Here is a 14,465-nt window from a genome sequence, read left to right as displayed (position 1 = left end):
AAGGCCTGCCGTGCCCTGGTGGTTACTTCTTCTTTTTCGGGGCGATGACCATAATAAGCTGGCGTCCTTCCATCTTAGGATGCTGTTCGACCGAACCGTACTCGAGCAGGTCACCTTCAACCCGCTTGAGGAGTTCCATCCCCAGCTCCTGGTGGGCCATCTCACGACCGCGGAATCTCAAGGAAACCTTGGCCCTGTCCCCATCACTCAGGAAACGTACCAGGTTGCGCAGTTTTACCTGGTAATCCCCTTCCTCCGTCCCTGGACGAAACTTGATTTCTTTAACCTGCACTTGCTTCTGGTTTTTCTTCGCAGCAGCAATTTGCTTTTTCTTTTCGAAAATCGACTTGCCGTAGTCCATCACCCGGCAGACGGGTGGCACTGCATCGGCGGAAATCTCCACCAGATCCAGTTTGGCTTCTTCGGCAATCCGAAGCGCTTCATCAATCGAGACGATGCCAATCTGCTCGCCATCAGCGCCAATTAACCGAACCTCGCGTGCCGAGATATTCTCGTTGATCGGGGCCTTCGGTGCAGCTCGTTTATCTTGTCTCATTTCACGCTTAATAGTAATTACTCCGAATCTGGGCGACCACGCCGGGAAACCGCTTGCGCGAGGAACTCGGCGAACTGGGCGACGGGCATCGAGCCCAGGTCAGCACCTTCACGAGTACGCACAGCGACAGTCTGCATCTCGACTTCCCGATCTCCGATAACCAAAAGATAGGGAACCTTGAGCAAAGTATGCTCGCGGATTTTAAAGCCGATCTTTTCATTTCTCAAGTCGGACTTGGCACGAAATCCGCTTTCGGCCAGAGTTTTTTCCACTTCGAGGGCAAAATCAGCCTGCTTGTCCGTGATATTCATGATCACGGCCTGGGTTGGCGCCAGCCAGGCAGGGAACGCACCCTCGTAGTGTTCGATCAGAATCCCGACGAAACGCTCGAAGGAGCCGAGGATCGCCCGGTGCAGCATGACCGGGTGCTTACGGCTGTTGTCTTCGGACACGTATTCGGCGCCCAGACGGATCGGCAGGTTGAAATCGAGCTGCAGGGTACCACACTGCCACACGCGACCGAGACAGTCCTTGAGCGAAAATTCGATTTTCGGACCGTAGAAGGCGCCTTCGCCCGGCTGCAGGTCGTACGGCAGGCCGGCGCTGTCGAGCGCGGCAGCCAGTGCGCTTTCGGCGCGATCCCACAATTCGTCGGAACCCACGCGCTTTTCAGGGCGGGTAGACAGCTTCATTTCGATGTCTTTGAAGCCGAAGTCGGCGTAGACATCCATGGTCAGCTTGATGAACGCCGCGGATTCAGCCTGCATCTGCTCTTCGGTGCAGAAGATGTGGGCGTCGTCCTGGGTGAAGGCGCGCACGCGCATGATGCCGTGCAGCGCACCCGATGGCTCGTTACGGTGGCAGGCACCGAACTCGGCCAGGCGCATCGGCAGCTCGCGGTAGCTCTTCAGGCCCTGATTGAACACCTGTACGTGGCACGGGCAGTTCATCGGCTTGATGGCGTAGTCGCGGCTTTCCGACTGGGTGGTGAACATGTTTTCGGCGTAGTTGGCCCAGTGCCCGGACTTCTCCCACAAGGAGCGATCGACCACTTGCGGGGTCTTGATCTCCAGGTAGCCGTTGTCACGCTGCACCTTGCGCATGTACTGCTCGAGCACCTGGTACAGGGTCCAGCCGTTCGGGTGCCAGAACACCATGCCCGGCGCTTCTTCCTGGGTATGGAACAGGCCCAGGCGCTTGCCGATCTTGCGATGGTCGCGTTTTTCCGCTTCTTCGATACGCAGAACGTAAGCGGCCAGTTGCTTCTTGTCGGCCCAAGCGGTGCCATAGACGCGCTGCAGCTGTTCGTTCTTGGCATCGCCGCGCCAGTAGGCGCCGGACAGCTTGGTCAGCTTGAAGGATTTCAGGAAGCGGGTGTTCGGCACGTGCGGACCACGGCACATGTCGACGTATTCTTCGTGATAGTACAGACCCATGGCCTGCTCGTTCGGCATGTCCTCGACCAGGCGCAGCTTGTAGTCTTCGCCACGCTGGGTGAACACGTCGATGACTTCGGCGCGCGGCGTGACCTTCTTGATCACGTCGTAGTCTTTTTCGATCAGCAGTTGCATGCGCTGCTCGATCGCGGCCAGGTCGTCCGGGGTGAACGGACGCTCGTAGGCGATATCGTAGTAAAAGCCTTCATCGATGACCGGACCGATGACCATTTTTGCCGTTGGGTACAGCTGCTTGACCGCGTGGCCAACCAGGTGCGCGCAAGAGTGGCGAATGATCTCCAGCCCCTCTTCGTCCTTGGGCGTGATGATTTGCAGGGTGGCGTCGCTGTTGATCAGGTCGCAAGCGTCGACCAGCTTGCCGTTGACCTTGCCGGCCACGGTGGCCTTGGCCAGGCCAGCACCAATGGAAGCGGCGACCTCGGCTACGGAAACCGGGTGATCGAACGAACGTTGACTGCCGTCGGGAAGAGTAATAGTGGGCATGGCGCCTCCTCTCCTAGTGGTGACCCCTACCAAAGGTCACGTGGGTTGGGATGAGCAGCCAGTACGCGACTCGTCCAGCCGTTTAATGAAAAACGCCTGCCGCACAGTGGCAGGAGCCGTAAGGCCAACCGGAAACGAACCAGAGTGACTGGAGTTCAAAAAAAGGTTTGATGGCACGGTATCGAGCGCGAAACACGACTGCAATACCAAAAATAACCAAGTCGGGGATGCTAGCACAGATGAACGGTCATCGCCTCGTTCACAAACTGCTAAAGTCGCGGGGGTTTTGTGCCCCGGGGTGAACTTGCCCCCCGCTCTGCCCCTCAAATGCCAAGCAACATGGTATTCACCCGTTTTCAAGGAGTATTCGAACATGCGCCTGATTCATCTTTTCGCCTTTGCCGCCCCGCTCGCCCTGTTGTTGCCACTGAGCGCACAGGCCGCCTGGCCCGCCGGCGCCAAAGCCAGCTACATGAAAGACTGCGTTGGCGCGGCCAGCCAGAGCGTCAACGCCACCGTCGCCAAGCAGCATTGCACCTGCGGCGCCGATGTCCTGGAGAAGAAATTCACCACTCAGGAAATTACCCAGCTGATGAACGCCAAGACGCCGGCCCCTGCGGACCTACAGACCCGCGCCTTGAACGAAATCGCCGTCTGCAAGGTGCAGAAGTAACCCGCCACCCTGGGACTTTTGCGCCTCAGATCGGGTGAAAACCGCCCGAAAAGGTGATTTTTATCAATCTTTACGCAGCTTTTATGGGTTTTTTTAGGGGCTGTCGTTTCTAGTGAAAGCCTTTAAAACCGGGGCCTCCAGCCAATAAAGCGGCTAAAGAAAGCGCGACTGACGGGCAAACCGCTGCTGGGGGGGGCTCCCAAGTCGAACATTTCGACTATGATAGCCCTGTGTGCCCAGTTGGCCTGAGCAGCACAGTACTACTGAAAATATATGTTTCTTGGAGATACACCATGTCTAATCGCCAAACCGGCACCGTAAAATGGTTCAACGATGAAAAAGGCTTCGGCTTCATCACTCCTCAAGGTGGCGGTGACGACCTGTTCGTACACTTCAAAGCTATCGAAAGCGACGGTTTCAAAAGCCTGAAAGAAGGCCAGACCGTTTCCTTCGTGGCTGAGAAAGGCCAAAAGGGTATGCAAGCTGCACAGGTTCGTCCGGAGTAAGTTTTCCGCGAACTGAAAAAACCCCGTCCATGCGACGGGGTTTTTTATGGGCGCTACAAAAGCCCGAAGGCCTCAGCCGCAGTTGGCGCGAATGATTTTGCCACTGCTGTCGGTGTTGAGGTTCAGACGGTCCGAACGGTACTCCAGGGTCACCATGTCGTTAGGCCCCAGGACCCGCGCGCTCTGCGCGCCGCTACGGCTGCGGGCCTGCTCCAGCAATGCGGCGGAGGCCGTCTGGCCGATGGTGAAATCGGCGCCTTTGGCTTCGCAGCGATCGTAGGGGGTCTGAGTGCCCGAGTCCTTGGCTGGCGCTTTAGCCGCGGAGGACTCGGAGGTGGTGCAACCCGCCAGTACCGATAGGGCCAACAGCGTCCCCAGGGATGCAAGCTTCCAAGGCATGAAGCCTCCTTCAAATAAAATAAGTAGAGTGCGTGCGACCGCGATTTGCGGCATTGGTTGCACGCAAGGTGCCAGATCATCCGATTCCGACAGCCGCAGTCGACAAGTCTGCCTGACCTGCCGGAGGACTTCTCCGGGGAATCGTGACTGAATATGAACGAGCGCTGTCGCTCAGTAGACGTCGATGTAATCGAAGGGCGGGTTGGGCCAGTTCTGCTTCAGGGCATTGAACACCTGCATGACCCAGACCTCGTCGGCGGCCGCAACCTTGCCGACGTAGCCGGAGCCGGCCGCCCAGGTTTCCAGGCGGAACAGCAGGTCGTCGATCTGCGCGCCACCGACAATCCCCGAGGAAATATAGGCCAGCCCCGAGCGCGTCACGCGCAGCTGGGTATGCACCTCATCGCTGGCCGCCGCGAGCATCTGGCGCACCGCGTCCAGGGTCAGGCTGTCGGGGTTGTTCAGATCGATTTGCATGTAATCACTTAAGGCGTGCCAGACGCTCTGTCAGCAAGTTGAAGAAGCCTTGGGCATCGCCATTCTCGACCCAGAACACGTTCTTGGGCTGCTTCAGGCCGTCGTACCAGTCGACGATGGTCTGGCCGAAGGTCGGGCCTTCACGGCTGTCGATCAGCATGTTGACCTGACGTCCGCTGAACAGCTCGGGTTTGAGCAGGTAGGCGATGACGGTGGCGTCGTGTACCGGGCCGCCAGGAATACCGTAGTGTTCCATGTCGCCCTTGACGTATTCGTTGAGGATATCACCGACCACCTGGCTGGCGTTGTTGTTCAGTGCCGCGATCCTCTTCAGGCGCTCGTCGCTGGTGAGGATCTTGTGGGTCACGTCCAGAGGCAGGTAGGTCAGCTTGACACCGCTATTGAGCACCACTTCGGCGGCCTGGGGGTCGGCGAACAGGTTGAACTCAGCCACCGGGGTGATATTGCCGCCGTTGAAATGCGCACCGCCCATCACCACCACTTCCTTGATGCCCTGGGTGATCTCGGGGTCCTGGATCAAGGCCAGCGCCAGGTTGGTCTGCGGCCCGAGCATGGCGATGGTGATGCTGTGGGGCTTGGCCGCGCGCAGGGTCTCGATCAGGTAGCTGACCGCGTTGCCCTTGGCCAGAGGCGCCTTGGGTTCATGCACGGTGACCCCGGAGAGGCCTTCCTTGCCGTGGATATTCTCGGCATAGATCGGTGTGCGTAGCAGCGGCTTGGGCGCACCGGCATATACCGGCACGTCTTCGCGCCCTGCCCACTCGCGGGCCAGGCGAGCATTACGCGAGGTCTTGTCCAGGCGCACGTTGCCGGCCACGGTGGTCAGCGCGCGAATCTGCAGCTCCTGCGGCGAAGCCAGGGCGAACAGCAGCGCCACCACGTCGTCGGCCCCCGGGTCGGTGTCGATGATCAGGTCGATTTTTTCCGCCGCCTGGGCGCCTGTAGCCGTGAGGAAGGACAAAATCAGCAGACTCCGAAACCAACATTGCAAGATCTGAGCATAGCGTTGCATGGCGCACTCCTTGTGCAAGAAAGAACAGTCAAAACGTAACGCCGGCCACCAGCACGATGTTGCAGTAAGGCTGGCATTCGCCGGTGCGCACGACAGCCTTGGCCTGACGGTTGAGCACTTTGAATTCTTCATGGCTGAGCAGCCGGCGCTGGCCCATGGCGCCCTCGGCGTTCAGCGCCTCCAGGTGTTCCAGGGCCGCTGGCCGCTTGAGCAGGATTTCCTCGGCCAGCACATGGCTCTCGACCTGCATTTCACTGAGCACTGTGCGCAGGGTGCTGATGAAGTCGGGAATGCCCTGAGTCAGGGCCAGGTCGATCAGTTCCACGCCCGGCGGAACCGGCAGACCGGCGTCGCCGATCACCAGCATGTCGCCATGACCCAGGGAGGCGATCAGGCGCGACAGGGCAATATTGAGCAAAGGTGTTTTTTTCATGGCGATTTGAAACCTTGTACGTCGGACAAGTGGGGAATGGACGGCTGGGCACCGGCACGGGTCACCGACAGCGCCGCCGCAACCTGGCCGAAGCGAATCGCCTCGGCCTCGCTTTGCCCTTGCGCCAGCGCCGCGGCAAAACCGCCGACAAAGGTGTCGCCGGCCGCCGTGGTGTCGAGGGCCTTGACCTTGGGCGCGGGGAAATGCGCAGAACCCTGACTATCGGCGAACAACGAGCCCTGAGCACCAAGGGTGACGATCACCTTCCCGGCCCCGGCGGCTATCAACTGGGTGGCGGCCGCCCGGGCACTCGCCAGGGAGTCCACCGGCAGGCCACTCAGGGCCGAGGCTTCGCTTTCATTGGGAATCAGGTAGTCGATCGAGGCGTACCAGTCGGCCGGCAGCGGCGCGCTGGCCGGCGCCGGGTTGAGGATCACGATCTTGCCCAGCTCGCGCCCACGCTTGAGGGCGTAGCCGACGGTTTCCATCGGCACCTCCAATTGGCAGATGATCACATCCGCCTCCTGGAGCAGCGCATCGAAGCCCTTGAGCACCTCGGGGGAAAGACAACCGTTGCCGCCAGCAACGATGACAATGGCGTTCTGGCTGCTGGCATCGACGACGATCAGCGCGACACCACTGGACACACCCGGCGCCACCGTGACCGCCTGACAATCGATGCCCTCGACCAGCAGCGCATCGCGCAGTTGCGCACCGTAGGCATCGTCACCCACGCAGCCGATCATCGACACCGTGGCACCCAGGCGCGCGGCCGCCACGGCCTGGTTCGCGCCCTTGCCGCCAGAGACCGTGGCGAACGACTGACCCACCAGGGTCTCACCCGCTCGCGGCAGGCGTTCGGCGCGGGTGACCAGGTCCATGTTGAGGCTGCCCACCACCACTACTTTTGCTTGCATACATCAGTACCCATCAATTCGATTCAGCGGTATTGCGCAAACACGCCCGGCACCCGGGCCGTCGATTCGCGCAGGACAATACTTGGTGTCACGATCCGCCGGTCAACCGCCAGCAGTGGCGTGGCGATTCTGTTCAAGAGCATTTCAGCCGCGGTTTCCCCCAGTTGCAGAATCGACTGGCCGACCGTGGTCAACGCCGGGTAGACATAGCGGCTCATCTGGATATCGTCGAAGCCGATCACCGACAGCTCGCTGGGCACGCGGACATTGCGTTCCGCCGCCGCGCGCAATACGCCGATGCCGAGCATGTCGTTACCGGCGAAGATCGCGCTGGGCGGGTCCTGCGCCAGGAGCAAGGCCGCCGCCTGATAACCGCCGGTGCTGGTGAAATCGCTTTCCACCACCCAGCGCTCGGGCACCTGCACCGCCGCCTGCTCCAGCGCCCGCCGATAACCGGCCAGACGCATCTGCGCCACACTGGTATCGGCCGGACCGCCGATAAAGGCGATCGCCCGATGCCCCAACTCCAGCAAGTGCCGGGTGGCCAGGTAAGCGCCCTCTTCGTGGTCAATGCGCACCAGATCGGTTTCGATCCCGGCAATGCCCCGGTCGACAATCACCATGGGCGTGCGCACCGCCGCCAAACCGTCGGCAAAGCTGTCGTCGCCGCCAGTGGACGCAACGATGAGGCCGTCGACCCGCTTCTCCAGCAGCACCCGCAGGTAGCTGCGCTGCTTGTCCGGGTCGTCGTCGGAGTTGCAGAGGATCACACAGTAGTTGTTGCGCTCGCAGTAATCCTCGATGCCCCGCGCCAACTCGGCGAAGTACGGGTTGAGGCTGTTGGGCACCAGCAGGCCGATGGTCGCGGTGGTCTTGGCTTTCAACGAGCGCGCCACGGCGCTGGGCACATAGTCGAGCTGGGCGATGGCCGCCTCGACCTTGAGCCGCACCTTTTCGCTGACCGGCCGCGTCTTGTTCAGCACATGGGACACCGTGGTGTACGAAATCTCGGCCAACGCCGCCACATCCTTGATGGTTGCCATGCCTCAGCCCCGCCGACGAGCGCGTTGACTGCGGTAGGTATCGAGTACCACCGCGATCACGATCACCGCGCCAGTGATGATACGTTTGGTCGGCTCGGTGGCGCCGATCTGCGCCAGCCCCGCCGCCAGCACCGAGATGATCAGCACACCGAAGAAGGTGCTGACCACCGAACCGCGACCGCCCATCAAGCTGGTACCGCCGATCACTACGGCGGCGATCACTTGCAGCTCCAGGCCGGAACCGGCATTCGGGTCCGCCGCTTCCAGGCGCGAAATCTGGAACAGCGCGGCGACACCGGCGAGCAGGCCCATCAGGCTGAACACCAGGATCTTGTACGGTTTGGGATTGATCCCCGCCAGGCGCACGGCTTCCTCGTTGGTGCCGATGCCGATCAGGTAACGGCCGAACACGGTCCGCGTCAGCACCAACTGGGCGACGATGATCACCAGCAAGGCGATGATGAACGACGGCGAAATGCCAAAAGCCACCGGGTTCGACAGCCAGGCGAACGAGTCGCCGATATAGGCGGTGCGCGAGCCGGTCATTTGGTAGGCCAGGCCCCGGGCCATTTCCAGCACGCCGAGAGACACGATAAACGACGGAATGCGCCAGGCCACGGTGATCGAGCCGGTCACGGTGCCGGCCAACGCCGCGCAGCCCATGCCCAGCACCGAGGCCGGCAACACCCCCCAGCCCCAACCGAGCATCGCCACGCTGACTGCCGAAGCCGCCAGGGCCAAGACCGAACCCACCGACAGGTCGATGCCGCCGATGATCAACACGAAGGTCATGCCCACCGCCAGCACCATCAGGTCGGGAATCTGGTTGGCCAGGGTGCTGAAGGTGTCATAGGAGAGGAAATGACTGCTCAGGCTGGAAAACAGGATGATCATGGCGAGCAAGGCGCCCGCCAGGCCCAGGTAGGTGCCCAGGCCATAGAAGTGACGCGAGGTCTTGCCGGCAGCAGGTGCAGTTTTCATAAGGTATTCCTGGGCGCCGCTTCGTGGAGCAGCGCATCACGTTTTTGGTAGCCGGCGAACGCGGCGGCAAGCAACTCATCCTGGGTCCAGCTATCACGCTCGAAGGTCTCGATCAGGCGGCCGGCCGAGAGCACGCCGATGCGGTCGCAGATCAGCATCAGCTCGCGCAGGTCGCTGGACACCACCACCAGTGCCTTGCCCTGGCGGGTCAGTTCGCCCAACAAGGCATAGATATCGAATTTGGCGCCGACGTCGATCCCTCGGGTTGGCTCATCGAACAGCAACACCGCGCAGTCGCGCTCCAGCCAACGACCGATCACCACCTTCTGCTGGTTGCCACCGGACAGCTCGGACACCAGTTGATCGGGACTCGAACTGCGAATGCGCATGGCATCGATCTGACGCTGTGCCAGCGCCGACTCGTCACGCCCGTTGACCAGGCCGGCGCTGGAAATCGCCGGCATATTGCCCAGGGCGATATTGGCGCTGATCGATTGCGTCAGCAGCAGCCCCTCGCCCTTGCGGTCCTCGGTGATCAGGGCGATGCCATGGCGCACCGCATCGACCGGCGAACGAATGTCCGCGACGCGCGCCGACGGACCAAGGCCCACCGTACCGCTGTCGGCGATATCGGCGCCGTAGATCAGCCGCAGCAGCTCGGTGCGACCGGCGCCGATCAGGCCGGAAATGCCGAAGATTTCACCGGCGCGCACTTCGAACGAGACGTCGAGCACCTTGTCCCCACGGCTCAGGCCGTTGACGGTCAGGGCCGGCGCGCCGATCGTGCGCACGCCCATGTCGATATGTTCGCCCAGCTCGCGGCCGACCATCAGGTTGACCAGTTGCTCGCTGTTGTAATTGGCCATCGGCTCGACGCAGACCAGGTTGCCGTCGCGCAACACCGCAATACGCTGGGCGACCCGGGCCAGTTCTTCAAGCCGGTGGGAGATATAGATGATCGCCACGCCACGGGCTTGCAGGCGGGCAATCTGGTCGAAGAGCATTTCGACTTCGCGGGCGGTAAGCATCGCGGTCGGCTCGTCGAGAATCAGTACATGGCAATCGCCGATCAGGTTGCGAGCGATTTCCACCATCTGCTGGTGACCGATACCCAGTTCGCCGACCAGGGTGTCCGGGTCGATGGCATCGAGGCCGACCTGGGCCATGGCTTCGATGGCGGCACTGCGCAACTGTTTGCGACTGATCCAGCCACCGTGGCTGGGCAGGTTATCGAGAAACAGGTTTTCCGCCACGGACAATGTCGGCAACAGATTGAGTTCCTGCATGACCATGCGGATGCCCAGCTCTTCAGCCTGGGTCCGACTGCCCGGGGTATAAGCGCGGCCATTGAACAGCATCTGCCCGGTGGTCGGCGTGACCAGCCCGCCGATGATCTTTGACAGCGTGCTTTTGCCGGCACCGTTTTCACCGGTCAGCGCCAACACTTCGCCGCGCAGCAACGTCAGGTCGATGTTGCTGAGGACAGGTTGCGCGTAGGTCTTGCCGATACCGCTGACCGACAGGACAGCGTTCGGAGCGGAAGATGACATAGGAAAGTCTCCATGCGCCCGCTCAGGACGAGCGGGCACCATTGAACGGCGAGAGGTTTACTTCTTGAGGACCAGCTCGACCGGGGTTTCGATCACGCCGTCCTTGCTGTCGACTTTTTCGCCCTTGATGACTTTCAGCGCGGTTTCGATGCCGAACACCGCCTGCTTGGCGGCGAACTGGTCGGCGGTGGCGAGCACACGACCGTCCTGGAGCATCGGCTTGATGGCATTGATATTGTCATAGCCGACCACTTGTACCTTGCCGGCCTTGCCCGCCGAACGCACGGCGGAGACGGCGCCCAGGGCCATGCTGTCGTTGCCGGCGAGCAGCGCCTTGAGGTTCGGGTATTCGTTGAGCATCGCCGAGGCAACCGCATTGCCCTTGTCGATTTCCCAGTCGCCGGACTGCACGGAGACAATCTTCATGTCCCCGGCCTTCATCGCATCGGTGAAACCGGCGGTGCGCATCTGGGCGTTGGTGGTGGTGGACACCCCTTCGATGATGCCGACCTCGTCACCGGCTTTCAGCTGCTTGGCCAGGTACTCGCCGACCAGGCGCGCGCCCTTGCGGTTGTCAGGACCGACAAAGGGCACTTCGATGCCTTTGCTTTTCAGCACGCCGACGTCGAGCTGGTTGTCGATGTTGATCACGACGATCCCGGCATCCTTGGCTTTCTTGATCACCGAGACCATGGCCTTGGAGTCGGCCGGGGCGATCACGATGGCGTTGACCTTGGAGACGATCATCTGGTTGACGATGTCGATCTGCGCGGTGGTATCGGTTTCGTTCTTGATGCCGTTGGAGATCAGCTCGAAATCGGCGCTGTGGCCTTTCTGGTAGTCCTTGGCGCCGTCTTCCATGGTGCGGAAGAATTCGTTGGCGAGGGATTTCATCACCAGGCCGACCTTGGGTTTGGCGGCGGCGTCGGCGGCGAAGGCCTGGGACAGCGGCAGGGTGGCGGAGGCGGCGGCAAGTACGGCGACAGCAAGAAGGCGTCCAGCGAATGGCAACTTCATGGGGTTTACTCCGGATCTTATGATTGTTGTGAGCAACGCCAGGAGCGTGACGGGAAATGCGTGTGCACAGCCCTGGAAACAGTTCGCGCAAACGTTTGCGTCATCCAACTATGCGAACCTTCCGTCGATTTGTCAACGGTCTGTCACAGCATAGTCGCCGGTCTGACAATCACGAAAATCCCCACCGGGTCGAACCAGGACTCCCCGCTTCCTTAGCCCCGAGGCTGGCCGACGGGCTACGCATCCCGCTGTAAAATCTGATTATTTTTTCGATTGGCACACACCAAATCGCAAAAAGCGTTGTCAGACGCACCTCACCATTCCCTGACAGTTGCGAAATGACTTACAGTTAAATACTGTATGCACGTACAGCTAATTAAGGATTGTTCCGTGGCCAACTCAACCTCCGCCTCCGCTGCTCCCAGCACTTACGAACGCATGGGCCTGCGCGTCCAGAAAATCATCAACTCGCCGAACGCCCAGAAAGCCAAGGCCGCCCTGCTCTTTCGCCTGCCGGACGAACCGTTGGACGAGTGGGAGCAACTGCTCGAGGAAATCGCCGAGAACGACAACGTCACCCTGGCCTACCGCGACGACGGTGGCGTGCAAATTTTCTGGGTTGTACCGAAGGAAGACTGAACCAATGATTGTCCGCTTTATCGCCTTGCTGTGTTTTTTCTGTGTTTTGCCGGCCCAGGCCGATGCGCCCCGCACCTTCGCCGAAGCCAAGAAAGTCGCCTGGAAGCTCTACGCCCGGCAGTCCACGGAGTTCTATTGCGGCTGCAAGTACAACGGTAACCGGGTCGACCTGGAGGCCTGCGGGTATGTACCGCGCAAAAATGCCCAGCGCGCCGCACGCATCGAGTGGGAACACATTGTCCCGGCCTGGCAGATCGGTCATCAGCGCCAGTGCTGGCAACAGGGCGGACGCAAGAACTGCAGCCAGAACGATGCGACCTACAAAAAGGCCGAGGCCGACCTGCACAACCTGGTGCCGAGCATCGGCGAGGTCAACGGCGACCGCAGCAACTTCAGCTTTGGTTGGTTGCCGGTGCAGAAAGGCCAATACGGTTCCTGCCTGACCCAGGTCGACTTCAAGGCCAAGAAGGTCATGCCACGCCCGTCGATTCGCGGAATGATCGCGCGGACCTATTTCTACATGAGCAAGCAGTACGGCCTGCGCCTGTCGAGACAGGATCGCCAGTTGTATGAAGCCTGGAACAAGACCTACCCGGTCCAAGCCTGGGAGCGCCAGCGCAACCAGAGCGTGGCCTGCGTCATGGGTCACGGCAACGGCTTTGTCGGGCCGGTGAACCTCAAGGCCTGCGGCTGAGCCTTCAGGCACGTCTATCCCCTGCGCTGAAACACAACCTTGTAGGAGCTAGCTTGCTGGCGATTGCGGTCTGACAGTCGACATCTCCGTCGCCTGAACAACCGCTATCGCCAGCAAGCTAGCTCCTACAGAGGCGTGTTTCAGCGCGAGTATCGGGGTGTCCGCAAGCGGCCAGGGTTCAATAGCCCGGCGCCGGCGCAGCGGTCGTTTGCGCTGGGCTATCGGCAGGCGCCTGGTGCTCCACCACCTCGGAGTCCATGTTCTGCTTGTCGGCCAACTGCGCCTTTTTCTGCTCGGCAATCTCCTTGGTCGCGAACGGTCCGGCAATGACCTTGCCGTTATCGAGGATCTTGAACGGATAACCGTGCTCGATCAGCCAGGCGGTCCAGTCGGTGAGGGCCTTGCTCTTGTCATCCTTGATCAGCAGATCCCAGCCGCCCACAGGCGCAACCGCGACCGGTGCCACGGTCACTTTCGCCGGTTCGACCTTGTTTCCCGACCCATCACCACACCCTGCCAGCACCACGAGTGCCACCATCACTGCTATTCTGCGCACAACGCGTCTCCCGTAATGATCAGTTAATGTGATTTTATCACCTTGCAGCCTGTCTTAACCTCGTTCCACTGGCTGTGGCGGTCTTATCAGGCTGAATTACCGACGATTTTCCGACTCTGGGGAATTAAATAGAATGAAATGACGTCTGTAATGAACCACCCGTTCGGATGCACTTAGCGGTATTCTGTGTGTAAGACCTAAGCCAGGAATGCCTGAGAAAGGCACCTTAGTAACATTCAAGGAGAAAGACATGCTGATACTCACCCGCAAAGTCGGTGAAAGCATCAACATCGGTGACAACATCACGATCACGATTCTGGGCGTTAGCGGCCAGCAAGTCCGGGTGGGCATCAACGCTCCCAAGGACGTTGCCGTGCACCGTGAAGAGATTTACCAGCGCATCCAGGCCGGACTCTCGGCCGGTGATAAAGAACCAAAGTAAGCCTGCTCCCTCGTCAGCCCGCCGTTTTCAGGGTCGCGGCTGACGAAAGCTCCCCCCTCTCCTCGCTGCTTGCTCAACCGCGCGCGTTATTTCAACTCCCCAGGATCAGACCGCCCGCCGGCAACGGCAGCGCCGTCTTGTAGCGCACCTGCTTGAGGGCAAAACTCGAGCGGATGTTCGCCACGCCCGGCACTTTGGTCAGAAAATCCATCATAAAGCGCTCCAGCGCCTGGATCGTCGGCACCAGCACGCGGATCAGATAGTCCGGATCACCGGCCATCAGGTAGCACTCCATCACCTCCGGCCGATCGGCAATCGCCGCCTCGAAATGCTGCAACGCCTCTTCCACCTGTTTTTCCAGGCTGACATGGATAAACACGTTGACGTGCAGGCCGAGCAATTCCGGATCGAGCAAGGTCACCTGCTCACGAATCAGCCCCAGTTCCTCCATGGCCTTGACCCGGTTGAAGCACGGCGTCGGCGACAGATTGACCGAACGGGCGAGGTCGGCGTTGGTAATGCGGGCATTCTCCTGAAGGCTGTTGAGAATCCCGATGTCGGTGCGATCCAGTTTGCGCATGAGATAAAAACACCTGCTTTTTATGGTTA

At 60.6% G+C, this 14,465-nt stretch carries 18 protein-coding genes; 5 read left to right on the top strand and 13 right to left on the bottom strand.

Annotated features, from left to right (window positions below; translation table 11 throughout):
- Positions 1-22: 22 nt before the first annotated feature.
- Positions 23-574 carry a translation initiation factor IF-3 gene (infC, locus tag AC07T0_RS28825; protein WP_177103717.1) on the bottom strand — a complete coding sequence of 184 codons (552 nt, stop codon included), beginning with the start codon at positions 572-574 and terminating at the stop codon, positions 23-25.
- Positions 574-2,496 (bottom strand): threonine--tRNA ligase, encoded by a 1,923-nt coding sequence (gene thrS / locus AC07T0_RS28820; protein ID WP_495004375.1) that lies wholly within the window; start codon positions 2,494-2,496, stop codon positions 574-576. The genes infC and thrS overlap by 1 nt, the downstream gene beginning before the upstream one ends.
- A gap of 373 nt (positions 2,497-2,869) precedes the next feature.
- On the opposite strand from thrS, the gene AC07T0_RS28815 reads away from it, so the two are divergent.
- Complete coding sequence (locus AC07T0_RS28815; protein ID WP_495004374.1) at positions 2,870-3,169, top strand: hypothetical protein; 300 nt, start codon at positions 2,870-2,872, stop codon at positions 3,167-3,169.
- A gap of 293 nt (positions 3,170-3,462) precedes the next feature.
- The gene (locus tag AC07T0_RS28810; protein WP_003179963.1) at positions 3,463-3,675 is read left to right on the top strand and encodes a cold-shock protein; all 213 of its coding nucleotides are present in this window, start codon (positions 3,463-3,465) and stop codon (positions 3,673-3,675) included.
- Between the two features lie 72 nt (positions 3,676-3,747).
- On the opposite strand, the gene AC07T0_RS28805 is transcribed toward AC07T0_RS28810, so the two are convergent.
- The 9 genes from AC07T0_RS28805 to AC07T0_RS28765 form a co-directional block, all read right to left on the bottom strand.
- Complete coding sequence (locus tag AC07T0_RS28805; protein WP_495004373.1) at positions 3,748-4,074, bottom strand: I78 family peptidase inhibitor; 327 nt, start codon at positions 4,072-4,074, stop codon at positions 3,748-3,750.
- 171 nt (positions 4,075-4,245) lie between these two features.
- On the bottom strand, positions 4,246-4,551 hold the full coding sequence (locus AC07T0_RS28800) for a hypothetical protein (protein ID WP_495004372.1): 306 nt from the start codon (positions 4,549-4,551) through the stop codon (positions 4,246-4,248).
- Positions 4,552-4,555: 4 nt separating this feature from the next.
- Complete coding sequence (locus tag AC07T0_RS28795; RefSeq protein WP_495004371.1) at positions 4,556-5,584, bottom strand: nucleoside hydrolase; 1,029 nt, start codon at positions 5,582-5,584, stop codon at positions 4,556-4,558.
- A 28-nt stretch (positions 5,585-5,612) separates the two neighbouring features.
- Entirely contained in the window at positions 5,613-6,017 is a 405-nt protein-coding gene (gene rbsD / locus AC07T0_RS28790; protein ID WP_495004370.1) for a D-ribose pyranase, read from the bottom strand.
- Positions 6,014-6,934, bottom strand: a complete 921-nt coding sequence (gene rbsK, locus AC07T0_RS28785; RefSeq protein ID WP_495004369.1) for a ribokinase — start codon at positions 6,932-6,934, stop codon at positions 6,014-6,016. Before rbsK ends, rbsD begins: the two co-directional genes overlap by 4 nt.
- Before the next feature lie 23 nt (positions 6,935-6,957).
- Entirely contained in the window at positions 6,958-7,977 is a 1,020-nt protein-coding gene (locus AC07T0_RS28780) for a LacI family DNA-binding transcriptional regulator (RefSeq protein WP_495004368.1), read from the bottom strand.
- A 3-nt stretch (positions 7,978-7,980) separates the two neighbouring features.
- Positions 7,981-8,958: an ABC transporter permease gene (locus AC07T0_RS28775; RefSeq protein WP_495004367.1), complete on the bottom strand. Its 978-nt coding sequence runs from the start codon at positions 8,956-8,958 to the stop codon at positions 7,981-7,983.
- On the bottom strand, positions 8,955-10,508 hold the full coding sequence (locus tag AC07T0_RS28770) for a sugar ABC transporter ATP-binding protein (RefSeq protein ID WP_495004366.1): 1,554 nt from the start codon (positions 10,506-10,508) through the stop codon (positions 8,955-8,957). Before AC07T0_RS28770 ends, AC07T0_RS28775 begins: the two co-directional genes overlap by 4 nt.
- Before the next feature lie 57 nt (positions 10,509-10,565).
- Positions 10,566-11,525: a sugar ABC transporter substrate-binding protein gene (locus tag AC07T0_RS28765; protein WP_495004365.1), complete on the bottom strand. Its 960-nt coding sequence runs from the start codon at positions 11,523-11,525 to the stop codon at positions 10,566-10,568.
- Positions 11,526-11,885: 360 nt separating this feature from the next.
- Here AC07T0_RS28765 and AC07T0_RS28760 point away from each other — a divergent pair, with 360 nt between their 5' ends.
- Together AC07T0_RS28760 and AC07T0_RS28755 are read left to right on the top strand one after the other, a co-directional pair.
- Positions 11,886-12,164: a DUF1654 domain-containing protein gene (locus tag AC07T0_RS28760; protein WP_495004364.1), complete on the top strand. Its 279-nt coding sequence runs from the start codon at positions 11,886-11,888 to the stop codon at positions 12,162-12,164.
- Positions 12,165-12,168: 4 nt separating this feature from the next.
- Complete coding sequence (locus tag AC07T0_RS28755; protein ID WP_495004363.1) at positions 12,169-12,858, top strand: endonuclease; 690 nt, start codon at positions 12,169-12,171, stop codon at positions 12,856-12,858.
- A gap of 178 nt (positions 12,859-13,036) precedes the next feature.
- On the opposite strand, the gene AC07T0_RS28750 is transcribed toward AC07T0_RS28755, so the two are convergent.
- Positions 13,037-13,414, bottom strand: coding sequence for an SPOR domain-containing protein (locus AC07T0_RS28750; RefSeq protein ID WP_495004362.1), 378 nt, complete (start codon positions 13,412-13,414; stop codon positions 13,037-13,039).
- Between the two features lie 250 nt (positions 13,415-13,664).
- Here AC07T0_RS28750 and csrA point away from each other — a divergent pair, with 250 nt between their 5' ends.
- Positions 13,665-13,856: a carbon storage regulator CsrA gene (gene csrA / locus AC07T0_RS28745; protein WP_100940160.1), complete on the top strand. Its 192-nt coding sequence runs from the start codon at positions 13,665-13,667 to the stop codon at positions 13,854-13,856.
- A 91-nt stretch (positions 13,857-13,947) separates the two neighbouring features.
- On the opposite strand, the gene bkdR is transcribed toward csrA, so the two are convergent.
- Positions 13,948-14,436 carry a Bkd operon transcriptional regulator BkdR gene (gene bkdR, locus AC07T0_RS28740; RefSeq protein WP_103496452.1) on the bottom strand — a complete coding sequence of 163 codons (489 nt, stop codon included), beginning with the start codon at positions 14,434-14,436 and terminating at the stop codon, positions 13,948-13,950.
- Between the last annotated feature and the right edge of the window lie 29 nt (positions 14,437-14,465).

The organism is Pseudomonas sp. GW821-FHT04D07, from assembly GCF_059420225.1.
This window is presented reverse-complemented; position numbering and strand designations above follow the sequence as displayed.